At 39.8% G+C, this 24,277-nt stretch carries 25 protein-coding genes; 5 read left to right on the top strand and 20 right to left on the bottom strand.

Features of this window, described 5'->3' with window-relative positions; all coding sequences use genetic code 11:
• Nucleotides 1-42 precede the first annotated feature (42 nt).
• From fis to menB, 14 genes are all read right to left on the bottom strand, one after another.
• Nucleotides 43-342, bottom strand: a complete 300-nt coding sequence (gene fis / locus DPV81_RS02745) for a DNA-binding transcriptional regulator Fis (RefSeq protein WP_005696908.1) — start codon at nucleotides 340-342, stop codon at nucleotides 43-45.
• Entirely contained in the window at nucleotides 336-1,316 is a 981-nt protein-coding gene (gene dusB / locus DPV81_RS02740; RefSeq protein ID WP_111386670.1) for a tRNA dihydrouridine synthase DusB, read from the bottom strand. The genes fis and dusB overlap by 7 nt, the downstream gene beginning before the upstream one ends.
• Before the next feature lie 147 nt (nucleotides 1,317-1,463).
• Entirely contained in the window at nucleotides 1,464-2,351 is an 888-nt protein-coding gene (gene prmA / locus DPV81_RS02735; RefSeq protein ID WP_111326351.1) for a 50S ribosomal protein L11 methyltransferase, read from the bottom strand.
• 12 nt (nucleotides 2,352-2,363) lie between these two features.
• Nucleotides 2,364-3,239 (bottom strand): DMT family transporter, encoded by an 876-nt coding sequence (locus DPV81_RS02730; protein ID WP_111386668.1) that lies wholly within the window; start codon nucleotides 3,237-3,239, stop codon nucleotides 2,364-2,366.
• A 16-nt stretch (nucleotides 3,240-3,255) separates the two neighbouring features.
• Entirely contained in the window at nucleotides 3,256-4,680 is a 1,425-nt protein-coding gene (panF, locus tag DPV81_RS02725) for a sodium/pantothenate symporter (protein ID WP_111386667.1), read from the bottom strand.
• Nucleotides 4,680-4,934: a YhdT family protein gene (locus tag DPV81_RS02720; protein ID WP_111386665.1), complete on the bottom strand. Its 255-nt coding sequence runs from the start codon at nucleotides 4,932-4,934 to the stop codon at nucleotides 4,680-4,682. The genes panF and DPV81_RS02720 overlap by 1 nt, the downstream gene beginning before the upstream one ends.
• A 12-nt stretch (nucleotides 4,935-4,946) precedes the next feature.
• Nucleotides 4,947-6,395, bottom strand: a complete 1,449-nt coding sequence (locus DPV81_RS02715; RefSeq protein WP_111386663.1) for a surface lipoprotein assembly modifier — start codon at nucleotides 6,393-6,395, stop codon at nucleotides 4,947-4,949.
• Nucleotides 6,396-6,459: 64 nt separating this feature from the next.
• Nucleotides 6,460-7,524 (bottom strand): transferrin-binding protein-like solute binding protein, encoded by a 1,065-nt coding sequence (locus DPV81_RS09510; protein WP_111386662.1) that lies wholly within the window; start codon nucleotides 7,522-7,524, stop codon nucleotides 6,460-6,462.
• A gap of 252 nt (nucleotides 7,525-7,776) precedes the next feature.
• Nucleotides 7,777-8,619 (bottom strand): Slam-dependent surface lipoprotein, encoded by an 843-nt coding sequence (locus DPV81_RS02705; RefSeq protein ID WP_070583504.1) that lies wholly within the window; start codon nucleotides 8,617-8,619, stop codon nucleotides 7,777-7,779.
• 160 nt (nucleotides 8,620-8,779) lie between these two features.
• Nucleotides 8,780-10,126 (bottom strand): acetyl-CoA carboxylase biotin carboxylase subunit, encoded by a 1,347-nt coding sequence (accC, locus tag DPV81_RS02700; protein ID WP_049368242.1) that lies wholly within the window; start codon nucleotides 10,124-10,126, stop codon nucleotides 8,780-8,782.
• A 60-nt stretch (nucleotides 10,127-10,186) separates the two neighbouring features.
• On the bottom strand, nucleotides 10,187-10,651 hold the full coding sequence (gene accB, locus DPV81_RS02695) for an acetyl-CoA carboxylase biotin carboxyl carrier protein (RefSeq protein ID WP_005698314.1): 465 nt from the start codon (nucleotides 10,649-10,651) through the stop codon (nucleotides 10,187-10,189).
• Nucleotides 10,652-10,810: 159 nt separating this feature from the next.
• On the bottom strand, nucleotides 10,811-11,263 hold the full coding sequence (gene aroQ, locus DPV81_RS02690; protein ID WP_049380155.1) for a type II 3-dehydroquinate dehydratase: 453 nt from the start codon (nucleotides 11,261-11,263) through the stop codon (nucleotides 10,811-10,813).
• Nucleotides 11,264-11,323: 60 nt separating this feature from the next.
• Entirely contained in the window at nucleotides 11,324-12,313 is a 990-nt protein-coding gene (gene menC, locus DPV81_RS02685; RefSeq protein WP_111386660.1) for an o-succinylbenzoate synthase, read from the bottom strand.
• Between the two features lie 69 nt (nucleotides 12,314-12,382).
• Nucleotides 12,383-13,240 (bottom strand): 1,4-dihydroxy-2-naphthoyl-CoA synthase, encoded by an 858-nt coding sequence (gene menB / locus DPV81_RS02680; protein WP_111386659.1) that lies wholly within the window; start codon nucleotides 13,238-13,240, stop codon nucleotides 12,383-12,385.
• A gap of 144 nt (nucleotides 13,241-13,384) precedes the next feature.
• On the opposite strand from menB, the gene DPV81_RS02675 reads away from it, so the two are divergent.
• Nucleotides 13,385-13,954 carry a DUF5358 domain-containing protein gene (locus tag DPV81_RS02675; RefSeq protein WP_080970247.1) on the top strand — a complete coding sequence of 190 codons (570 nt, stop codon included), beginning with the start codon at nucleotides 13,385-13,387 and terminating at the stop codon, nucleotides 13,952-13,954.
• A 188-nt stretch (nucleotides 13,955-14,142) separates the two neighbouring features.
• A complete protein-coding gene (locus tag DPV81_RS02670; RefSeq protein WP_111386657.1) occupies nucleotides 14,143-15,801 on the top strand; it encodes a phosphoglucomutase in 1,659 nt (552 codons plus the stop codon).
• Between the two features lie 61 nt (nucleotides 15,802-15,862).
• Here DPV81_RS02670 and murQ read toward each other — a convergent pair whose 3' ends face one another.
• The 4 genes from murQ to DPV81_RS02650 form a co-directional block, all read right to left on the bottom strand.
• On the bottom strand, nucleotides 15,863-16,771 hold the full coding sequence (gene murQ / locus DPV81_RS02665; RefSeq protein WP_111386656.1) for an N-acetylmuramic acid 6-phosphate etherase: 909 nt from the start codon (nucleotides 16,769-16,771) through the stop codon (nucleotides 15,863-15,865).
• A 3-nt stretch (nucleotides 16,772-16,774) separates the two neighbouring features.
• Nucleotides 16,775-17,893, bottom strand: coding sequence for an anhydro-N-acetylmuramic acid kinase (locus DPV81_RS02660; protein WP_111386654.1), 1,119 nt, complete (start codon nucleotides 17,891-17,893; stop codon nucleotides 16,775-16,777).
• A 126-nt stretch (nucleotides 17,894-18,019) separates the two neighbouring features.
• Nucleotides 18,020-18,859 carry a CAF17-like 4Fe-4S cluster assembly/insertion protein YgfZ gene (gene ygfZ / locus DPV81_RS02655; protein WP_111386653.1) on the bottom strand — a complete coding sequence of 280 codons (840 nt, stop codon included), beginning with the start codon at nucleotides 18,857-18,859 and terminating at the stop codon, nucleotides 18,020-18,022.
• An 8-nt stretch (nucleotides 18,860-18,867) separates the two neighbouring features.
• Nucleotides 18,868-19,731 carry a YicC/YloC family endoribonuclease gene (locus DPV81_RS02650; protein WP_049356105.1) on the bottom strand — a complete coding sequence of 288 codons (864 nt, stop codon included), beginning with the start codon at nucleotides 19,729-19,731 and terminating at the stop codon, nucleotides 18,868-18,870.
• 176 nt (nucleotides 19,732-19,907) lie between these two features.
• Between DPV81_RS02650 and DPV81_RS02645 the strand changes: the two genes are divergently transcribed.
• Nucleotides 19,908-21,122, top strand: coding sequence for an aromatic amino acid transporter (locus tag DPV81_RS02645; RefSeq protein WP_111386651.1), 1,215 nt, complete (start codon nucleotides 19,908-19,910; stop codon nucleotides 21,120-21,122).
• 42 nt (nucleotides 21,123-21,164) lie between these two features.
• Here DPV81_RS02645 and DPV81_RS02640 read toward each other — a convergent pair whose 3' ends face one another.
• Together DPV81_RS02640 and DPV81_RS02635 are read right to left on the bottom strand one after the other, a co-directional pair.
• Nucleotides 21,165-21,800: a DUF421 domain-containing protein gene (locus tag DPV81_RS02640; protein ID WP_111386650.1), complete on the bottom strand. Its 636-nt coding sequence runs from the start codon at nucleotides 21,798-21,800 to the stop codon at nucleotides 21,165-21,167.
• Nucleotides 21,800-22,255 carry a DUF3290 family protein gene (locus DPV81_RS02635; RefSeq protein ID WP_049380160.1) on the bottom strand — a complete coding sequence of 152 codons (456 nt, stop codon included), beginning with the start codon at nucleotides 22,253-22,255 and terminating at the stop codon, nucleotides 21,800-21,802. Before DPV81_RS02635 ends, DPV81_RS02640 begins: the two co-directional genes overlap by 1 nt.
• A 147-nt stretch (nucleotides 22,256-22,402) precedes the next feature.
• Between DPV81_RS02635 and nudC the strand changes: the two genes are divergently transcribed.
• Together nudC and hemE are read left to right on the top strand one after the other, a co-directional pair.
• Nucleotides 22,403-23,197, top strand: coding sequence for an NAD(+) diphosphatase (nudC, locus tag DPV81_RS02630; protein ID WP_111386648.1), 795 nt, complete (start codon nucleotides 22,403-22,405; stop codon nucleotides 23,195-23,197).
• A gap of 10 nt (nucleotides 23,198-23,207) precedes the next feature.
• Nucleotides 23,208-24,272, top strand: coding sequence for a uroporphyrinogen decarboxylase (gene hemE / locus DPV81_RS02625; protein WP_070868564.1), 1,065 nt, complete (start codon nucleotides 23,208-23,210; stop codon nucleotides 24,270-24,272).
• Nucleotides 24,273-24,277 lie beyond the last annotated feature (5 nt).

Raw genomic sequence — 24,277 nt, 5'->3', positions numbered from 1 at the left:
AAAGGCGAACATCATGTTCGCCTTTCTTTTTGCTAATCTTAATTAGCCCATACCGTATTTTTTCAATTTCTTACGCAATGTACCACGGTTGATACCGAGCATATTAGCTGCACGGGTTTGGTTACCACGGGTGTATTGCATAATCATATCTAACATCGGGTGTTCAACTTCCGCTAATACTAATTCGTAAAGATCATTCACATCTTGACCATCTAATTGTGATAAGTAATTGCGTAAAGCTTGTTTTACTGAATCACGTAATGGTTTGTTTGTTACTTGTGATTGAGAGTTTAAAACTGAAACGGTTAACGCTTCAGACGGACTACGTTGTTGTTCTAACATTTTTCTTTATCCAAAATTGAATTTAAAAAATCTTCCAGCACAATTAACTGCTCTTTCGGTTCATTAATTGCGTTAAAAGTCTGTCTAAAAACGGAATCGGGTTGAATTCCCTGTAAATACCAAGCCACGTGCTTACGGGCTATTCGATAGCCTTTTTGCTCACCATAGAACTGATGGAGTTCCTGAATATGATGCAAAATATGACCGCACTTTTCACGCAAACTTGGTGTTTGAATTATCGTATCATGTTCCACTAAAGCCTCGACGGCTTGAAAAAGCCATGGATTGCCTAGTGCGGCACGACCGATCATTATTGCATCGGCACCTGTGTACTCAAGTACCTTTTTCGCTTTCGAGGCAGAATCAATATCCCCATTCGCAATAACTGGAATTGAAATTGATTGTTTCACTGCTCGAATATTGTCGTATTCCGCTTCCCCCTCAAATAAGCATTCTTTCGTCCGCCCATGAATGGTTAAAGCTTGAATACCAGATTGTTCTGCAATTTTGCCGATTTGCATACAGTTTCGATTTGCTTTATCCCAACCTGTGCGAATTTTTAACGTCACAGGCACATCAACGGCATTCACGACTTCTTTTAAAATTTTTTCCACTAAATCCGGAAATTGAAGCAGTGCAGAGCCCGCCAGTTTTCGATTTACTTTCTTTGCGGGACAGCCCATATTGATGTCGATAATTTCAGCCCCATAGGCTACATTAATTGCTGCAGCTTGGGCCATTTCCAAAGGATCAGAACCTGCGATTTGCACCGCATTTAATCCTAACTCTTCACTATGTGCTAAACGAAGTTTCGATTTCTCTGTATGCCAAACTTGTGGATTAGTGGACATCATCTCTGAAAACGTTAATCCCGCGCCATAATGAGCACATAAACGTCGAAAAGGTTGATCCGTAATACCTGCCATGGGTGCCAATAAAATACGATTTTTTAATTCGTAAGAACCAATTCGCATTTTATGTTATCCCCAATTACAAGCCCTATCTCCAGCAAGTCAGGCCACAATAGCAACCGACAAGGGGTGCTATATTACGCATTTTTCTTTTTTTTGCAAAGGGAAATTTGTTCAAAAAATGCACTTTTTTTAATTGACAAAAAGAAATTAAGCCGATTTTAATTTACCTGTAATACGGCACCATTCCTCTTTCACTGCAACAGGATCTAAATCAAATGATTGTGTATAAGCATCACATACCGATTGTGCTTGTGTTTCTAAAATACCAGATAATCCTAGATCCCCGCCCTCTTTCACTAATTGAGAAATAATTGGGTAAAGTTCTTTTAATGGCCCAGCAAGAATATTCGCCACGACGACATCTGCTTTTAAATCTGCAGGTTTATCATCGGATAAGAAAAGTTGCAGACGATCCGCCACACCATTTTGTTCTGCATTATTACGGCTGGCGAGAATCGCTTGTGGATCGATATCAATACCGATTGCATTTTTTGCCCCTAATTTAAGAGCTGCAATGGCAAGAATGCCTGAACCACAGCCAAAATCGATGACGGTTTTGCCAGTTAAATCCAAACCATCTAACCACTCTAAACAAAGTGCGGTTGTCGGGTGTGTACCTGTACCGAAAGCTAAACCAGGATCAAGCATCACATTCACCGCATTTTGATCCGGCACTTCACGCCAGCTTGGACAAATCCATAAACGTTGACCAAATTGCATTGGGTGGAAGTTATCCATCCATTCACGTTCCCAGTCTTTATCCTCGATTTGCTCAATTTTGTAAGCGGTATTTTCATCTAAATGATGTGCTTGTTTAAGCAGACTCACAATTTCATTCATATCCGTTTCTGCATCAAATAATGCAATCACATCGGTGTTTCCCCACAAACGCGTTTCGCCCGGAAGTGGTTCAAAAATCGGCGTATCTTGGCTATCCATAAATGTCACCGAAACAGAGCCGATTTCTTCTAAAAAATCGCTAATTTTCTCAGCTTTTTCATTTGTACTATTTAAGCGAATTTGAATCCACGCCATCTTCTTTTCCTTTTAATTAATTTCTTTATGTAACCATTTCGGTAATAAACTTACGCCTAGGGCTGAAACTACAATAATGATAATCCCAAGCGCTGAAACAAGTGAAACCTCTTCGTTAAGCAATAATACCGCCAAAAAGACACCGAAAATCGGCTCAAGTGCGGTCAAAATTCCCGAGATTTTTGCATCCACTGAATTTAAGCCTTTATTCCACAACCAAAAGGCAAACCAACTGCATGCTACGCCGAGATAAATCAAACCGAAGAAACCAAGCCAGTTAAAATGAATATCCCAGTTTTCCGTCAGCAATAAAGTAAAGGGCAGCATGGTGATGGTTGCTAACACAATCGAAATGGATGTATAGGCTTGTGCTGAAACCGTTGCCACCACTTTTTTCGTCCAACGTAAACAATAAGCAAACACAATACTTGCCGCCACCACTAATGAGCAACCCAATAAGCTAATTTCACTTGAGCCTTCATTGCCCTGCCCACCTAAAATTAAAATGGCTACGCCTAAAAAGGCAAAGGCCCCACACAACCAATGATACCATGTCGCACGATCTTGAAAGAAAAAATGTCCAATAAAAATCACGCATAATGGTTCTAATCCAATCATGGTCGTTGCGCTCGCCGCGCTCGTATATTTTAAGCCAATAAATTGCAGCAAAAAGGTGGCTGTATAATTAAAAAAACCTAACCACCAAAGCTGTTTTCGCATCGGTTTAGACACGCCTTTCCAACGACGAAAAAAGAGTGGCATCACAATAATTGCCGCCATTAATAAACGGGCTTGGATCATCAAAATGGTGTCCATCATTGTAAAGGTGTATTTAGCGGCAACAAAGGCACTACTCCAAATAAACAATGCTAGAATTTGATAAACCATAAAGTGCAGTCCATTTTTACTGTTTTTTTGTGCCGAATTGGTTACCCAAGATGAAAGCAATCAAGCCAAATACAAGTGCAGGTACAATCGCATTAAAACCAAATAGTTTGATACCAAATTGAGTCAGTAGCACATAACTACTCAATCCCACCACCATTGAGCTTATTGCCCCTGCTGCATTTGCTTTATCCCAATAAATACCTAATACAATCACCCAAAGGAATGCCGCTTCTAATCCCCCGAAAGCAAATAGATTCAACCAAATAATCATATCCGGTGGATTCAGTGCAGCAAGAATTAACAACGCCGATAAAATTAGTGTGATGACTGATGAAATACGGCTAATTCGTTTTTCATTCTTCGCGGCTTCAGGTTTGCTTGCTAGATATAAGTCTTTCACAAAAATTGAGGATGATTGAATGAGTTGCGCATCGACTGTGGACATAATCGCTGACATCGGTGCGGCTAAGAAAATCCCTGCAACAATAGGTGGGAGCACTTCTAACATTAAGGTTGGAATGACTTTATCTGACACCGTTAAATCTGGCACAACGGCACGTCCTAAAGCACCCGCCAAATGCATCCCTAACATAATGACTGAAAGGACAATCGTACCAATGAGCATACCTCGATGTAAGGCTTTGCTGTCTTTGAAAGCCATGCAACGCACAGCTGTATGAGGTAAACCAACCACACCGAAACAGACTAGGATCCAAAACGATGCCATAAATTGAAAATCTAGCATCTCATTCGGGCCGTAAGGACTTACTAAACTCGGATCAATTTCAGTTAATTTATTGACCGCACTTTCTACGCCACCGAGATGGTAAATCACGCCCACTAATAGCACGATTGTGCCCAAAATCATTACCGTACCTTGAATTGTATCGGTTAATACGACCGCTCGGAAACCACCAATAAACGTATAAATGCCAACCGTTAAGGCAAAAATAAGCAAGGCGTGAGTATAAGGAATCCCTATCGTAGTTTCGAGCAATCTCGCCCCACCAATAAATTGCACAACCATGGCAGCAAAGAAGGCAAGCAACAATGCTAGACTGGAAATCCAAACGAGATATTTATTTTTATAACGATAGAGAAATAGATCATTGATGGTGAGTGCATTGGTTTCGCGAGAAAGTAATGCAAACTTTTTGCCCAATGCACCTAAGGCTAACCACACAGCCGGCACTTGGATCATGGCGAGTAATACCCAACCCAGCCCGTATTTATAGGCAGCCCCTGGTCCTCCAACAAAAGAACTGGCACTGGCATAAGTGGAAGCCGTTGTCATCGCAAGGACAAAGCCCGTCATGGAGCGATTTCCTACATAATATTCCGTAAGGAAATCACCTTTACTGCGTTTTACATAAGCAAATAATGCCGCGCCAAAGATGAAGACTAAATAGATAGCTAATGGGAGAATAATACCTAAATTCATTATTTATTCTCCTTTGACTCAACATCTAGCGGGATATCTAAAAAGACAATTTTGACAATCCAATACCCAATAACTACAAACAAAATAGGTAAATAAATGCAGGATAATTCAAACCACAAAGGAAAACCTATCGGCCCAGGCGAGTTTTTGGGTAAATAAGCACAAACACACCATCCAATCACATAAAGAATGGCTCCCCCTAATGCCCAGCTCGCCTCTTTGGCGGCTTGTTTATATCGTTGTGATAAATCCATTATTAGCTCCTGTTAGAATGTTTTACCCATTTCAAGAAAAATACGATTTTTGTCGTAGCTATAAAATGGGTGATTACTTGAAACTCGTTGATAAGACCACGTAATTTTAGGCGTGATTCCCCAGAAGTAAAGATCTCGATGCCATAATGTTACAGCCGATTGGTATTCATTATTTTTTTGGCGAATATTAAATAAATCAGCACCTTTGTAAGTTCTACGTGCATAGGCAAGGGAAATTCGGGTTGAAATACCCCAGCCCCACTCTTGTCCCCAACCTAAACGGAGATTTTTACGTTGATAAGCATTGTCCTTATCTCGAGTATTTTCACGATTATAATCAGCGCCTACGAACCAAAATTGACCACTCTTAGGAAAATAAGATAACGTATTCGACCAAAGATAATTATTGCCATTCAAATGCTTACGAGTGTTGTAACGCTGTTCACCATACTCGAGTGCGGTTGAAATTTGCCACTTTTCATTCAGCCAATAAGTTAAATCTAAACGAGCACCTGAATTCTTCGAATACTGCTTCATTGATTCGCTACCTGAGGAGCCACCTGCATACCATCGTCTTTCTGTAAATGGCATCAATGAAATATCAAAACGTGCTGTTTGATAACCTAATCCAGCGCCAACTCTACCATTAAACTCATTATATTTTTTATTATCCCAATAATATTTCCCACTCCCCTCGATAGAAAATTTAGTGAAATAATTATGGGGTAATGACCATTTTTTCTCTGCTTCTGCAAAATAAGAAAAACCTGTTGCACTTTCGCGCTCCCAGGCATTCCAATTTCCAATGCGAGTGCCTGCTTTTGGTGCATTGTTAATATTGCTTTCGTTTAAGAAGCTCAAACCACCTTGAAACTTCCATTGATCTCGGCGGTTAAGTGCCGAAAGATATTGGTCGATCATGACGATAGACTCAGATGAAACTTGTTCAGCTCTCAGTTTTTGGAATTGATCTTTGGCCGCCTCATTATCATTGTTTAAAAAGAGTGCTTGTGCTAACTGATAACGTAACGGCAGAATGGTCGAATCTTGAGAAAATAGCGTACGATAACGAGTTACCGCCTCCGAAAAACGACCATTTTCGCGAGCATTAATTGCATTTGCCCACTCAAGTAAAAATGGATCTTGTTTTGGCAAATTTTGATACAACGGCAGTAATAGTTGAACGGCTTCACCGTTATTTTGCAACACTGCAGGAATCAATCCACGTACGATCAAATCAGGATGTTTTGCCAATTCTTCTTTCGTCATAGAAAGTGTATGTTGATCATCACGTTTTTCTGAAATTTGTGGCTTTTGAGTGGATAAGTCTGGTTTCGCAAGCTGAAGCTGATCATCAAACCGCTCATCCCGAGGTTGTGGAGACTTCTCTGCAGCAAAAGAGAATGAACTAAGCAACAATGAGGAGCTTAAAAATAAAACAAGTTTAGATTGTGAAGTCATTTTTTATTCCTATAAAGAAAAATAAAGCAAGCCAAAGGCTTGCTTTAAAATTTACAAAAATTTTCTAATTTTTTCTAGCACCAAAAACACCAAATTTATCATTTCCTTGATAAGTTCCGGCTACTTCGTCTGCATCTTTTCCATAGAAGCCTCCTTCAACCTGAACACCTTGGCTATTTGTTCCACTAAATTGATTACCTTGAATTTTAGCAGATAAAGAAACATCATCGAAATGTAAATGAGGAGGAAGAGCGCCTCCAGCAATCTCATTTGATACAAGCTCATCTTTAAAGCCAGTTGTTGCTAAAGAAATTGTTCCATTTAATGTTTTATCTGCAAAATTAGCCGTTAGTTTTACGAATGATAAGTTAGACTTTAAGTCATCAGCCCGCTTCTCTACATGCATACCATTTCCAGTATAATTTGCAGTACCTGATTGTGGCATTTCTGTTGTTGGATTTACACCAAATGCAACATAATAATCAGAACCTAAAGTAGGCTCCGTAAATTTCCCCCAACGAATATTTTTATAATTTTTGCCACTAATAGAACGAAATTCGGGAGGATCCGCCTGTAGTATTTCTTTCTCATTCGTTCCAATGACTGGACGTTCGTAATACCCTGATGGAATAATTTCAATTTCTTGACCTTCAACATTAACGAGATTAACGTTATTGTCATCATGTATTTGTCTTTCAATGACCGTCACTGTTTTATCTTCTTTATTAACCTCAAACCCCACTCGTTTAAGCACGATTTGTTCTTCATTTTTTGGTTGTTCCGCTGGTTTTACTGGCTCAGTTGGTTTTACTGTCTCAGCTGCTTTCACTGTCTCAGCTGCTTTCACTGTCTCAGCTGCTTTCACTGTCTCAGCTGGTTTCACTGTCTCAGCTGGCTTTACTGATTCAGTTGGTTTTACTGACTCAGCTGGCTTTACTGACTCAGCTGGCTTTACTGGCTCAGCTGGTTTTACTGACTCAGCTGGCTTTACTGGCTCAGCTGGTTTTACTGACTCAGCTGGTTTTATTTGGTTAACTGGTTGAGTATTGCTACCACCACTACTTCCACAGGCAGCTAACGTTACAGTTGCAAGAATTGTTAAACTTAATTTAGAGAGATTAAATTTCATAATTTTTCCTTAGGTAAAAATAAGGGTGCATTATAAAAGGATTTAAAATACATTTTCAAATTAAAATTATAATTCATTAACATAAAATTAACTACGGACAATAAAAACGGCTAACCTAATTGTGTTAGCCATTTTATTATTAATGATACATCCAAATTTCTCTCTAAATAATAGAGACTAGAGCCGTCTTTTAGCAGTTTTAAACTAAAAATGGATGTATAAAGTTAGATATTTTCCTAAATACGGTGATAATTACTTTTTAGCAGCAAATGCAGCGCCCCAAGAATTATCATTAGCGTTTGCTGAACCACCTAATTCTTTTGCATTCTCACCATAGAATTTACCTTCAGCTTTACCCTGAGAATTTAACAAATCTGATTTAGCTGTACCTGAAAAACCATTTCCAGAAATATTAGCATCAATCTTAACTACATCTTTGTTATGCGTGCTTAAGGTACCCGTTAATTTCTTATTACCGAAATCAGCAGTAAAGCTAGATGAACCTTTTAAATAATCTTCATCTGGTAATTTATCCGTATCAGCTGAAATAATGCTATCCCCTCTATAGGACGCTACGCCTGATGATGGCATTGAAGTTGTAGGATATCCGTTATAAAACAAGATATCATCTTGACTAGGATCTTGGCTCTCAATTGCTCCAAAACGAACATTGCTATAAGAACCACAGCAAACTTCTAATTTACCATTTAATTTCATACCATTAATTGTTTTAGCTGTGGCCTGTGTCCAGCCTCTCGCGCTAATACCAGGACCAAACCCAATAGGAATATCTTTTCCATCAACATTAATTTTATATAAATTTGCTGAAGTAAGTGCTACAGTTTTAGCTGTAACATGTCCCTTATTATCTGAATCAACTACTATAGCACCACCTGTTTTATTGTTTGAAGATGTTGATACTGGATTACTTGAATTATTCTGTTTTTTAGCTGGCTGAGTTGTTTGTGCAGCTTGTTTATCTTTTGTTGGTGCTTGACTACTACTTCCAGCATCACCACCGCCACTACTTCCACAAGCAGCTAAAGTTAATGCGGATAAAGCTGTTAAACTAAACTTTAAAATAGTATTTTTCATAATTTACCTCTTAGGTTGTTAACGAAACACAATTAATAGACAGACATAACATAAATTTATGTAAATTTTATCTTATCATAAATTTAATATGATTATATATAAACCTATATAAAAAATAAGGTAAAGACAATATTTTGTCTTTACCTTAATAATTTATAAATTAATCATACATCCCTAATTTCTTCTCTAAATAGTGGATATTTGCCCCACCTTTTTGGAAGTTTTCATCTTCAAGAATGAGTTCATGAAGTGGAATATTTGTTTTGATACCATCAATGATCGTCTCTGATAATGCATTTTGCATACGACGGATTGCTACATCACGAGTATCACCATATGTGATTAATTTTGCGATCATAGAATCATAATGTGGAGGAACGGTATAACCACCATACACATGAGAATCCCAACGAACACCTAAACCGCCTGGTGAGTGTAAGTGTACCACTTTACCTGGAGACGGTAAGAATGTTTTTGGATCTTCTGCATTGATACGACATTCAATCGCATGACCTTTCACTTTAATATCTTCTTGTTTGTAAGAAAGTGGTAAGCCAGCCGCAATACGCAACTGTTCTTTCACCAAATCCACACCGGTGATCATTTCTGTTACTGGGTGTTCTACTTGAATACGAGTATTCATTTCGATGAAATAGAACTCACCATTTTCATATAAGAATTCAAATGTACCAGCACCACGATAGCCAATTTCAACACAAGCTTTCGCACAGCGGGAACCAATATCACGACGAACTTCTTCGGTAATACCTGGTGCGGGTGCTTCTTCTACGACTTTTTGGTGACGACGTTGCATAGAACAATCACGCTCTGCAAGGTAGATTGCGTTACCGTGTGTATCCGCTAAAACTTGGATTTCAATATGGCGTGGATTTTCTAAATATTTTTCCATGTAAACCATATCATTGTTAAACGCTGCTTTTGCTTCAGCTTTGGTCATCGCAATGGATTCTTCAAGTGCATCCTCACTACGTACCACGCGCATACCACGACCACCGCCGCCGCCAGATGCCTTGATAATAATTGGATAGCCAATACGTTTTGCAATTTCTTTATTTTTCGCGATATCGCTACCTACTGGGCCATCTGAACCCGGTACACAAGGCACGCCAGCTTTTTTCATTGCTTTAATCGCAGAAACTTTATCCCCCATCAAACGAATGACGTCTGCTGTTGGACCAATAAAAATAAAACCAGAACGCTCAACTTGCTCTGCAAAATCTGCATTTTCAGAAAGGAAACCATAACCAGGGTGAATAGCATCCGCACCAGTTACTTCTGCAGCTGCAATAATAGCAGGAATATTTAAATAACTTTTTACAGATGGAGCAGGTCCAATACAGACTGTTTCATCTGCAAGTAACACGTGTTTTAAATCACGATCAGCGGTAGAGTGAACCGCCACGGTTTTAATGCCTAATTCTTTACAGGCACGCAAAATACGCAGTGCAATTTCACCACGGTTAGCAATCACAACTTTTTCTAACATAACAATTTCCACTTGGGTGAAAAAATGGCGAGAAAGCTCGCCATTTCAGATTGATAGGGATTATTCGATAACGATTAATGGTTGGTCAAACTCAACCGCTTCGCCATCATTTACTAAGATTGCTTTAACCACACCAGCTTTATCAGCTTCAATACGGTTCATCATTTTCATTGCTTCAACGATACAAAGTGCATCACCTACTTTGACAGTTTGTCCCACTTCCACGAAAGCTTTCGCTTCAGGGCTTGGGCTACGATAGAATGTACCTACCATTGGTGAACGCACTTGGTGTCCTGATACTTCAGCTGCTGGAGCTTCCGCAGGTGCAGCCGCTGCAGGTGCTGGCGCAGCTGCCGGAGCCGCAACAGGTGCGACAGGCGCTGCTGCATATTGAATTGCAGCAGGTGCGACAGCTGGTGCCGCACGACTAATACGTACTGTACCTTCTTCTTCTTGCACTTCTAATTCAGTGATGCCCGATTCTTCTACTAATTCAATCAGTTTTTTGATTTTACGAATGTCCATACGTTCTTCCTAAAAATAATAATGAATTGTTAACCGCACTTTCAGAATGGATTCCCAAAGTGCGGTCATTTTGAAACCTGTTTTTGTGTCGGCAAGATTACCGCAAAATCACGAACTTTGCGATAAATTTCTGCGAAAATCTGTAAATTTTGTGAAATTTTATGCTTTTTTATTTAAAAAATCTAACGCAAATTGAAGCGCAAACTCATAGCCTTTTGCACCTAAGCCACAAATCACGCCTTCAGCCACATCACTAAAGTAAGAATGATGACGGAATGGCTCGCGTTTATGTACATTAGACAAATGAATTTCAACAAACGGAATTGACACCGCTAGCAACGCATCACGCAATGCAACACTGGTATGCGTATAAGCTGCTGGGTTAATTAAAATAAAATCCACTTTCTGAAAACTTTGATGAATCTTATCAATTAACTTTTCTTCGCTATTTGCTTGAAAGCACTCCAAATTCACATCATGCTGCGCCGCAAGTTTGCCCACATTTTCTTCAATGGCAGATAATGAAAGTGAACCATAATGTTTTGGTTCCCTTGCGCCCAACATATTCAAGTTCGGGCCATTTAACAGCAAAATATTGAATTTTTTTGACATTTTCACATCCTTTAACTTGTGCGAATTATAGCGATTTTTTGTGTAATGGTGGTCGTATCTCTAGACGATTTTGGTAATAAATTCTGAATTTAAATCAATTAACGGCAAATCTGAACCTGGCCACGCACGTAATACCTGATGTTGCATTAAATTCAACGTATCCAACCCAGGTGTCACGTTGGGTGTATATTGTGCCGCAATACGAGCAAGTTGTGTCAATCCAAGACTACTTTCAATACTCGAACTAATCACCGCTTTTATGCCTAAACTATGCGCTTGAGCAATCAACTTTTGACAATCTTGTAGCGAACCAACCAGTGTTGGTTTAATCACAATGGCGCTTAAGTGCGGTTCTTTTTCTAAAAGGAAGTCAGGCTCACGCACACTTTCATCCCAAGCAATATTTATGCCTGTTTGAGTAGCGAATTGGCGGCTCTCTTTACGTGTTTTACAAGGTTCCTCCAGAAATTGAATGCGAGATCGATGTTGCGGTTTTACTTTCTCCGCAAATTTTAATGCTTTTTCTAATGTCCATTGACGATTCGCATCTAGACGTAATTGCAAATCAGGAATGGCTTCAAGAAACATATCCGTAATCAAACCATCACGATTCGCTTCATACATACCGACTTTGATTTTAGCGACTTTATCACCTGGCATTTGATTCAGTTCTGCATATAACTCATCAGGATCACCATAGCACAAAGGGGCGGTGTGATAGTTACCTTCCTCATTTAAATAACGTTTCATCTCATCCATTGCTGTGCTAATACCGAAAGCAACAGAAGGATAACAACCATCAAGGGGGACTCTTGGTGCTTCGCAGCTTGCATGACACCAATTCGTCAGCCATTCAATGGCTTGCTCTTGCGCTTGTTCGATAGTTTCTTCGCTAAACCCAGGTAAAGGTGCAATTTCCCCCCAGCCATCACGGCTGCAAGCAACACGCACAATCAAGCCTTCACGACGTTTTAAAAAACGTCCACGTAAAATCAACTGACTATCGACGGGAATAGAATAACGATAAAGATTAAATGATTTGGTTTCCATCTTATTCTCCTTGATGACAAAAGTGCGGTTAAAAACACATAGATTTTTAACCGCACTTTTATGTTCAAATTAAGGATTACGTCTGAATTTGCTGAAGTCTGGTGCGCGTTTTTCGTTAAATGCGTTACGACCTTCTTGACCTTCTTCAGTCATATAGAACAACATGGTTGCGTTACCTGCGAGCTCTTGTAAACCTGATTGACCATCACAGTCTGCATTTAATGCGGCTTTCAAGCAACGTAATGCAATTGGGCTGTTACGTAACATTTCACGACACCAACGCACGGTTTCTTTTTCTAAATCAGCATAAGGCACGACAGTATTCACTAAGCCCATATCTAATGCTTCTTGCGCATTATATTGACGGCATAAGAACCAAATTTCGCGCGCTTTTTTCTGCCCCACTAAACGTGCCATATAGCTTGCGCCCCAGCCACCGTCAAATGAACCTACTTTAGGACCAGTTTGACCGAAGATTGCATTGTCTGCCGCAATGGTTAAATCACATAACATATGAAGTACGTGACCACCACCAATTGCATATCCAGCCACCATTGCTACAACTGGTTTTGGACAAGTACGAATATCACGTTGGAAATCCAATACATTTAAATGATGCACACCGCTTTCATCTTTATAACCGCCGTAGTCACCACGAATTTTTTGGTCACCACCGGAACAGAATGCTTTTTCGCCTTCACCGGTTAACACAATCACGCCAATTTTTTCATCGAAACGCGCGTTAGAAAACGCATGGATCATTTCTTTGACTGTTTGCGGACGAAATGCATTACGCACTTCCGGACGGTTAATGGTGATTTTTGCAATACCATCAGTCGATTTGTGGAAACGGATATCAGTATAACCTTCGCTGTGATCACCCCACTCAACTGGTGCATATAAAACATCATCTTTTGGATTTTGCATTGTTCTTTCCTTTATAAGTGTAAAAAGTGCGGTCATTATAGCGGAAGTTTTTTAGTTCGGGAAAGAAAATCAATTATTGAAGACTTTACAATTATGTCGTTATTGTTAAAATTCCGCCATTCCAACTTTAGTAAGGAAATTTAAGTGAAAAAAATTATTTTTTTAAGCAGCATCATGTTATTGAATGCTTGTAGTTTATTTGGTTCATCACAATCAACTATTCCTGCTGAATTCGCACAAGCAGACTATCTCCTGTCTGATGCCAATGCAAAAACATGGGCTGTAGCAAGTAAACAAGCTGAACAATGTATCTATCCAAATTTAACTCGTATTCAGCAACAACATTTTGCAAAAGAAGATAGCTATATTCATTCCCAATATGTCTTTTTCTATCCGTTAGAAAAAATCATCGGTGAAGACTATGTCAAAATGATTCAAAAAGATGAAAAATCGATGAATTATGCGACCTATCAATTTAAGAAATTCCGCGCAGAACTTGGTGATGTCGACGCATTAGAGCCAAAAGCTTGCCAAATTTTACGTACTCAGGCAAAAGAAGACCTAGATGTCGTGAAAGGCCAATATGTAAATGGCATGGTAGATGAAACAAAAAATGACGATGGTACATTGAAGAAAACGGGTGATGGTATTGCCACCAATCAAAACAAATTCTTCTTTGATATTATTAAATGGGGTTCTGCCCTTCTTCTCTAATTTTTATTATTTTATATAAATTTATATCACTCTCACGGCGTAAATATTTTTACGCCGTTTTTATATCTGAGAAAACGGTTGCGATCAAAAAAAGCTTAAATTTTCAGTAAAAAAGCAAAATAGTCATTTAAATTAAAGTCATTTTCAGCTAGTCTAACAAGAATTAGTTTTTACAAGGAGAAAACATCATGACAACGCTTTTTGATATTGCACAAAACTGGTTAAACCAAGATCCTGATGCAGAAACTCATGCAGAATTAACCGCACTTTTAACCGCGGCGAAAAATGGTGATGAAAAAGCACAATCAGAATTACAAGCTCGCTTTAGTGGCCGTTTACAATTTGGTACGGCAGGGCTTCGTGGACCATTACAAGCTGGCCCTATGGGGATGAACCGTGTTTTAGTAGCACAAGCTGCGGGCGGTTTAGCGGATTATTTAAAAGATTACGACAAGCAACCATCTATCGTGATTGGTTACGATGGTCGTAAAAACTCTGATGTTTTCGCACGTGATACCGCTGAAATCATGGCAGGCGCAGGCGTGAAAGCTTATTTACTTCCACGTAAATTACCAACTCCTGTATTAGCTTATGCAATCCAATATTTTGATACTACAGCAGGTGTGATGGTGACAGCAAGCCACAACCCACCTGAAGATAACGGTTATAAAGTGTATTTGGGTAAAGCGAATGGCGGTGGCCAAATCGTTTCTCCTGCAGATAAAGATATCGCCGCATTAATCGACAAAGTGGCCGCAGGCAATATAAAAGATTTACCACGTAGCCAAGATTATGTGGTGTTAGATGATGAAGTGGTTAATGCTTATATTGAAAAAACAGCATCTCTTGCTAAAGAACCTGAAGCAGACATTAACTATGTTTATACTGCAATGCACGGTGTAGGCTATGAAGTACTAAGCAAAACCTTAACCAAAGCCGGTCTTCCACAACCTCATATTGTGGCTGAACAAGTGTGGCCAGACGGCACATTCCCAACAGTAAACTTCCCTAACCCAGAAGAAAAAGGTGCCTTAGATTTAGCGATTAAAGTAGCAAAAGAACACAATGCGGAATTCATTATTGCTAATGACCCTGATGCAGACCGTTTAGCGGTGGCTGTTCCAGATGCACAAGGTAACTGGAAACCTTTACACGGTAACGTAGTAGGTTGTTTCTTAGGTTGGTATTTAACAAAACAATATCATGCAAAAGGTGAGAAAGGCGTATTAGCGTGTTCTTTAGTGTCTTCTCCTGCACTTGCTGAAATTGCGAAAAAATACGGCTTCCAATCAGAAGAAACCTTAACCGGTTTCAAATACATCGGTAAAGTTCAAGGCTTATTATTCGGTTTCGAAGAAGCACTTGGTTACTTAGTTGATCCAGATAAAGTACGCGATAAAGACGGTATTTCTGCAGCTATCGTATTCTTAGATTTAGTGCGTCACTTGAAAGCTCAAGGCAAAACCTTAGCGGATTACGCCAATGACTTCACACAAGAATTCGGTGCTTATGTAAGTGGTCAAATTTCTATTCGTGTAAGCGATTTATCTGAAATTGGTAAATTAATGGCCGCACTTCGTAACACACCTCCAGCTGAAGTAGGTGGTGTTAAAGTGGCACAATTTATCGACCACACTAAAACAGATCGTCAAAGCGACATCCTTGTATTCGTATTAGAAAACGGTAGCCGCTTAATCGTTCGTCCATCTGGTACTGAACCAAAAATCAAGTTCTATCTTGATGCTCGCGGTAAAGATCCAAAAGACGCGGATCACGTTTTAGCACAATTTGATGAAGGCGTTCGTCAAATCCTTCGTCAAGATGCTTACGGCAAACAAGATTGCTAATTGAGCAGACTATTACATGATAAAAAACGCTAGGTTTGATACCTAGCGTTTTTATTTTTACTTATTTCAATGCAAGTTGTAACTTGCCGTGATGTTTTTCTAATAAAGCCTCTGCTTGAGCACGATCTAGTCCACTCAAAATCATCATAATCGCTAATTTTGCATTTTGATCAGCCTGCTTTAATGTCTCTTCTGCGAGTGCCTTATCGCAATCCGTGGCTTGCATGACGATACGAATGGCACGAGCTTTCAGTTTTTTATTACTTGCCTGCACATCCACCATTAAGTTTTGATAACATTTACCCATTAAGATCATAGAAGCCGTAGTAAGCATATTCAGTACTAATTTTTGTGCCGTACCTGATTTTAAACGACTTGACCCCGTTAGCACTTCTGGTCCCACTACCGTATCAATAGCAATATCCACAATATTTGCCATCGCTGAATTCGGGTTACTCGCAATCGAAACCGTCACTGAACCTAAACTTTTCGCATATTCTAATGCACCGATCACATAAGGTGTTCGGCCACTCGCAGCAATACCCACCAAGACATCTTTTGAGGAAAATTGAATGGTTTGTAAATCAACCTCGGCTTGTGCTTTACTGTCTTCCGCCCCTTCAATTGGATGACGTAATGCGCGCTCGCCGCCGGCAATAATACCTTTCACCATTTCAGGTGACACACCAAATGTTGGCGGGCATTCAGAGGCATCAAGTACACCTAATCGACCACTGGTTCCCGCACCAATATAGACTAATCGACCACCTTGTTGAAATGCAGTAACAATACATTCGACTGCTTGGGCAATTTGAGGTAAACATTTTTCAATTGCCAAAGGCACTTGTTTATCTTCCTCATTCATTAACTGCACAATTTCCAATGCAGACAAGCTATCTACATTCATGGAATTGGGATTCCGTTGTTCAGTAATTAAAGTTGAAAGGGTTTGTAATAAATTCTCTGCCATGGTTTATTCCTTTGGAAAAATTGCCCCTAAACTGACCGCACTTGTGGCACCTGTTACACTCGGTAAATTAGCGGGCAAATTATGCATACGACGATAAGCCAACCAAGCAAAAGCTGCCGCTTCCACATAATCGATATCAAGTTCTAATTCAGTTGTCAGTTGAATACGCCAATTCGGTAATGCTTGTTTTAAGCCATTCATGATCGCCTGATTTTTAGCACCGCCGCCACAAACAAGTAATCGGCATGGTAATGTCGTCTGAATATTGTTAAGGGCTAAAACAATACTTTGTACGGTAAATTCAGACAAGGTGGCTTGCACATCTTGTGGTAAAAGTGCGGTCGTTTTGCCTGCTATTTTTTGAATTTTATTCTCTAACCAAGCTAAATTAAATAATTCACGCCCCGTGCTTTTCGGTGGGGGTAGTTGAAAGAAATCTTCATCTAATAATGCTGCTAACAAATCTGAATTTACTTGACCTGAAGCCGCCCATTCACCATTTTTGTCGTAAGCTTTACCTTGATGTTTTTCGATCCATTGGTCGAGCAAGGTATTACCCGTTCCTGTATCAAAGCCAATAACAGGCTGTTCGGGTATCAATAAGGATACATTACTAATACCGCCAATATTAAGCACCACTGTTGCCCAATGAGGATCAAAAAATACCGCTTGGTGAAAAGCGGGTACCAAAGGTGCGCCTTGTCCACCAAACGCCATATCTTTACGGCGCAAATCACCAACAACCGTAATGCCTGTTTTAGCGACTAATAAATTCATATCACCGATTTGCATGGTAAACGGAAATTGACCTTTTGGGGAATGCCACACTGTTTGGCCATGGCAGCCAATGGCTTCGATCTGTTCTGGTTTTAACTGGTGTTTACGTAAAAAGGCATTTACGCAATCGGCATAAAGTAAACCAAATTGATGATCGAGTTCACCCAATGCTTGTAACGACGTTTCGCCCGATTGAATAAGTGCGGTCACTTTTTCGCGTAAATTTGCCGGCATCGGCATAAAATCTGCTGCAATTAATTTGGTTTGATTCGATTGGATGTCAGTAAGGGCAATATCCACCCCGTCAAGGCTGGTGCCAGACATAATACCAAGATAATAAGTCATAGTGTTCAATTCGTGAGTTTTTCAGAATTATAGCGGATTTTAAAAAAATAAAAAAAGAGAGAACATTACGGTTCTCTCTTTTCATCATTAATGATGCTTATAAGTCATCAATGACTAAATCGTTTTTTAGCTATTGATGGAATAAGGTAACGGTTCAATTTTCAGAACGGTTCCATCTTCAGGTAAACGGAAATGCGTCCCTTCTTCTAAATCGTTATTCATCACCACTTGTAACCATAAAACGCCGTCAAAATTGACCGCACTTACGATCGTACCGGTTTTACGCCAAGCTGTTTCTAACTGCATTTCAATTTCGCTGCCGATTTTCGGTGTAACCGTGGTTTCCCCCGAAAGCACATACATCGCACGTTTATTGGCGCCACGATATTTGGCTCGTGCGACAGTTTCTTGCCCGATATAACAGCCTTTCGTAAAAGAAATCGATTGTTCAATCGCTTGTAGATTTAATGCCTGCGGGATAAATTCATTTTGTGTTTCCGCGCTCAAGCTTGGTAAGCCCGCTTGAATATCCGCACAAAGCCATTGTTTTTCATCGCCATTAAAGGTGACATCTAACGGTGTAGGATTGATCAAAATTGCACGATTTTCATCAATATCTAATTCAATCTGCGCGTGAACTCGACCGCACTTTTCACCAATCAAGCCGACAATTTGCCAATCTAACACTTGAAAAGTCACTTTTGAAAACACGGCGTATTTTTTTAAATGCTCAAGTGGAGTAAATAAATTTTTCGGCATTAAAATCAAAAACTGCTCAGATGAAAGCTTAATTAAGCGAAACAACGAGTTCATTTTGCCTTTAGGATCACAATGCGCTGTAAGCGTTGAAGCGTCAACTGCTAAATGCACCACATCACACGTTAATTGGCCTTGCAGATATTTCTCCGCATCTACGCCCGTCACTTCCACCAAATCATATTGGTTTAATGAAATAAATGTTGCCATGATTTTTCCTATTCAAGGTTTTGAATTTGCTCACGCATTTGTTCGATTAATACTTTTAATTCCACGGCAGAAGCGGTGATATCAGCATTAATGGATTTTGATGCTAACGTGTTAGATTCACGATTGAGCTCTTGCATCATAAAGTCCAGTTTACGGCCTACTGCCCCACCTTTTTTCAAGATATTATTGGTTTCTTTCACGTGCATTTGCAGACGATCTAATTCTTCCGCCACGTCCACACGTTGCGCCAGTAAAATCATTTCTTGTTCGACTCGTTGTGGATCAAGTTGAATCTTCGCTTCTTCAAAACGTTGCAATAAACGCTCACGCTGCCATTGTAAAACCGCCGGCATTTGTGACCGCACTTTTTCAGCTTCTACCGTAATACCATCAAGACGTTGTTGAATAATGGCTTGCAATTTTTCGCCTTCACGTCCACGCATTGCAATAAATTCCACCAACAATTCATCAAAAGCTGTCAACAAATCTTGACTGATGGCATCTAAATCTTGTTCAGCCGCTTCCACCACGCCGGGATAACGCAATACGTCCGTTAAATTGATTTCGCCCTCACCAGCTTGTGCCTTAATCCATTGTAAAGATTGAATAACTTGATTCGCTAATTCTTTATTTAAATTGAGCTCAGCCGCCGCTTGCTTCTTGCTATCAATACGCAATGAACATTCAATTTTACCGCGAGTAAGATTTTGACGAAGTTTCTCACGCAAAGCATTTTCCAAGCCACGGAATTGCTCTGGCAAGCGGAAAAAGTTTTCCAAATAACGTTGGTTAACCGAACGAATTTCCCAAACTGCATCGCCCCAATCCTTCTTGATTTCAAGGCGTGCAAAGGCTGTCATACTATAAATCATAAGCGCTCTCCTACTATTGTCTCTTGTCTTAATTGATTTGCCGGCTATTTTATCGGGAAAGTGCGGTCATTTCTACCGTACATTTTGTAGAAGAATTTTGTTTTCCCTACTTTACACACTGTAAAGATTAAAATACAATCAACGTAAATTTATTATTACAACCTAAGGAAGATAAAATGAACAAGACAGTGGGAAGTACCTTACTTGTTGCAGGAACCATGATTGGGGCGGGGATGTTGGCAATGCCACTCACCTCTGCAGGGATTGGCTTAACTGCGACTGTTTTCTTATTACTTGGTTTGTGGGCAGTGCTTACTTTCACCGCACTTTTATTTGTGGAACTGTATCAAACCGCTGACAGCGATGCAGGGATCGGCACACTTGCTGCACAATATTTTGGTAAAGCAGGACGAATTATTTCCACCGCAGTTTTAATTGTCTTCTTATATGCCTTAATTGCTGCTTATGTGAGTGGTGGTGGTTCCTTATTAATGGATTTACTCCCAGCCATGGGCGATAAAGACACCATGAATAAAATCGCGGTGCTTGTATTCACGATTTTCTTCGGCAGTTTTATTGTCATCGGCACACACAGTGTGGACAAAATCAATCGCGTGTTATTCTTTGTGATGATTGCAGCTTTTATCTTAGTGCTCGCGTTAATGCTACCGAACATCAAATTTGATAACTTAATGGCGATGCCAATTGATAACGCTTTAATTATTTCTGCAAGCCCTGTATTTTTCACCGCATTTGGTTTCCATGGTTCCATTCCAAGTTTAAATAAATACTTAGACGGTAATGTGAAATCCTTACGCATTGCAATTTTAGTGGGTTCTGGCATCACGTTATTTGCTTACTTTTTATGGCAGCTTTCTACGCACGGCTTACTCAGCCAAAATGAGTTTTTACAAATTTTACGTGAAGACGCCACGTTAAATGGCTTGGTGAAAGCAACCTTAGAAATCACCCAAAGCCCAATTATTGCGAATGCGGTAAAAACCTTCTCCACTTTAGCATTGGTCACTTCATTCTTAGGGGTGGCATTAGGTTTATTAGAATGTATCGAAGACTTACTCAAACAATCTTTTGATATTCATGCAGGGCGTATTTCATTAGGTTTAATGACCTTTATTCCCCCAGTGCTTTTCTCCCTTTTCTATCCGGAAGGTTTTATTCTCGCTCTGGGTTATGCTGGTCAAATGTTCGCGTTCTACGCAGTGGTTTTACCGGTAGCATTAGTTTGGAAAGCACGTGCGATTCATCCTAACTTGCCATACAGAGTATGGGGCGGTAAAGCATTGTTAGTACTTGTATTGGTGCTTGGGGTGATTATTACTTCAATTCCTTTTGCCATCCGAGCGGGTTATTTACCTTTTGTTGTCGGTTAAAATGAGCGAAAAAAAGACCGCACTTTTAAGGTGCGGTCTCTTTTATTTGTTTTCATATACATGTGCCACTAACTGACCATTCAAGTATTCGCCAATATACACTTGCTCAATCGTCATGTTCTGTTTTTCTAACTCAGCTTTAACCCATTCTTCATCACGATCAATAATTTCTAAAACATCATCATCTAATTGTCCATCAATAATTAATGGATAACGTAAATCATCATCACCGTATCGAATAATCGAAAGTTGTCCATTTTGTTCAAATACCGCACGTTTAACCGTTTTGATTTCATAAATACCGGCAGCACGTAACTTAAACATGAGGTCATTAGCAGTAATACTGTTTTTCATACATTCAGCAGTTTTTACCTTGCCGTTTGAAATCACCTGAACTGGTTTACCATCAATCAACGATTTAACTAATTTGTTATGATTTTTGATAAAACGGAGGGTAAAAACCAATAATGTCCAAAGCACGAGCACGAGAGAGAACTGGAATACCCCAATACTATCGCTATAAATCACACCACCAATAATGCCACCTAGCACATAGTTTTGTACCTGATCCATCGCGGAAGTCGGTGCAAGGTTACCTTTTCCCATTAAGTTAATTTGGAGTACCAGTCCAATAATACCCATGGCCAATTTCAAGCCTAATAATGTGTAGCCATCCATTATTTATCCTCCTTATCAATCACAGTAACATTAGGGTTTACTAAGTTAATTGGGGATAACGTATACGCTGAAAAATCATTATTAAAATGGACTTCGAAATACTGATCCCGAATATTTAAAATCATGCCGTTCGTTAATGTACGGCTATTGGTACGAATATCTTCTTTCTGTAAATTTTGACTATCTTTCACCGAATTTAAAAATGTCACCAGGCTAGAGATATCAGCTGCATAGACTTCATTTCGCTCATATTGCTTATATTGCACACCGAGCAAGAAAATAATTAATAAAAGAAAGATAATACTGAGATCGCGATATTTGGTTTGTAACCGATGACGTAAATATAAGCTTGTCACCACAAGCAATGCACCTAACGAGACAAAAATGGTGATATATTTAAAATAACCTTCAAAAGACATCGCATTTTCTAAAAAAGCAAAAGAGAAAAAAGTCATTTGTCATTCCTAATTTTAAAGAGAAAAACAGGTTGCTACTGTAGCACAACGAAAACTGACTAGCTATTTTTATCACAGAAATTAAATTCGTTTTTCCGAAAAATCCCTTTTATAATGACCACACTTTTGAAACAAAAAGAGAAAAATATGAATGCAATTCAGCCCGAAGATCAGGGATATTGGCTGCTCACCAAAGGATCGACACTTTATTGGCAGGAAAATGATCTGCCTTTCGGAACAGCAAAGGAACTCGGCCTCACAACGCAAAAAGCAATGTTGCTCGGGAAATGGAAATCACAACCTTTATGGCTTGTGGCAGAAAATGATCAAGATGAACGAGAATACCTTTCCTTACGGAGTTTGTTGTCATTACCGACTGAAGATTTTCATTTATTAAGCCGAGGCGTGGAAATCAATCATTTTTTGAAAACCCACCAATTCTGCGGAAAGTGCGGTCAAAAAGCGGAACAAACTCACGATGAGCTAGCGGTTCAATGCACAAGTTGTGGCTATCGTACTTACCCAGTTATTTGCCCTTCGATTATTGTCGCCGTTCGCCGTGGCACAGAGATTTTATTAGCCAACCATAAACGCCATTACACGCCAGGCAAAGCAGGTATTTACACCACGCTAGCCGGTTTTGTAGAAGTGGGTGAAACCTTCGAAGATGCCGTTCGTCGCGAAGTCTTTGAAGAAACTGGTATTCGCGTGAAGAATATTCGCTATTTCGGTAGCCAACCTTGGGCATTCCCGAATTCACAAATGGTGGGTTTTCTCGCTGATTACGACAGCGGAGAAATTCAACTACAAGAAACAGAACTGCATGATGCACAATGGTTTTCTAGCGCTGCCCCCTTGCCAGAATTACCGCCAACAGGTACTATCGCACTCAAATTAATTAATGCTACGCTTGAGCTTTGCAAAGCGGAACAAAATAAATAAAGGAAAGTCCATGTCTGAATTAAAAAATGATCGTTATTTAAAAGCCTTATTACGTGAACCAGTGGATATGACCCCCGTATGGATGATGCGCCAAGCAGGACGCTATTTGCCTGAATATAAAGCAACACGTGCAGAAGCGGGCGATTTTATGTCTCTTTGCCGCAATGCGGATTTAGCTTGTGAAGTTACCTTACAGCCACTTCGTCGATATGCTTTAGATGCGGCTATTTTGTTCTCTGATATTCTGACTATTCCTGATGCGATGGGATTAGGCTTAAGTTTCGGTGCTGGTGAAGGCCCCAAATTTGCTCATCCAATTGAAAATAAAAGCGCGGTCGAAAATTTACCGATTCCTGACCCTGAAGGCGAACTTCAATATGTGATGAATGCTGTGCGTACAATTCGTCGCGAACTAAAAGGCGAAGTGCCACTGATTGGTTTCTCTGGTAGCCCTTGGACACTGGCAACTTATATGGTTGAAGGTGGTAGCAGCAAAACCTTCAATAAAATCAAAAAAATGATGTATGCCGAACCGCAAACTTTGCATCTTTTATTAGATAAAGTAGCGGATTCCGTGATTTTATACTTAAACGCTCAAATCAAAGCAGGTGCACAAGCCGTCATGGTATTTGATACTTGGGGCGGTGTGTTAGGTCATCGTGAATATTTAGACTTCTCTCTGCAATATATGCATAAAATCGTTGATGGTTTAATTCGTGAACACGATGGTCGTAAAGTACCGGTAACCTTATTTACTAAAGGCGGCGGGTTATGGTTAGAAGCCATGGCTAATACAGGCTGTGATGCACTCGGATTAGACTGGACAGTTAATTTGGCAGATGCGAAAGCACGCGTGGGTCATAAAGTGGCGCTACAAGGCAATATGGATCCAAGCGTGTTATATGCACCAGCAGAGCGTATTGAGCAAGAAGTGCAGTCAATTTTAGCTGATTTTGGACAAGGCAGCGGCCATGTATTTAACTTAGGTCATGGAATCCACCAAGATGTGCCAGAAAGTGCACCAAAAATCTTCGTGGATGCCATTCATGAATTCTCAAAAGCCTATCATAAATAAGCGAG

The organism is Haemophilus parainfluenzae (assembly GCF_003252795.1).
GTDB lineage: Bacteria > Pseudomonadota > Gammaproteobacteria > Enterobacterales > Pasteurellaceae > Haemophilus_D > Haemophilus_D parainfluenzae_K.
This window is presented reverse-complemented; position numbering and strand designations above follow the sequence as displayed.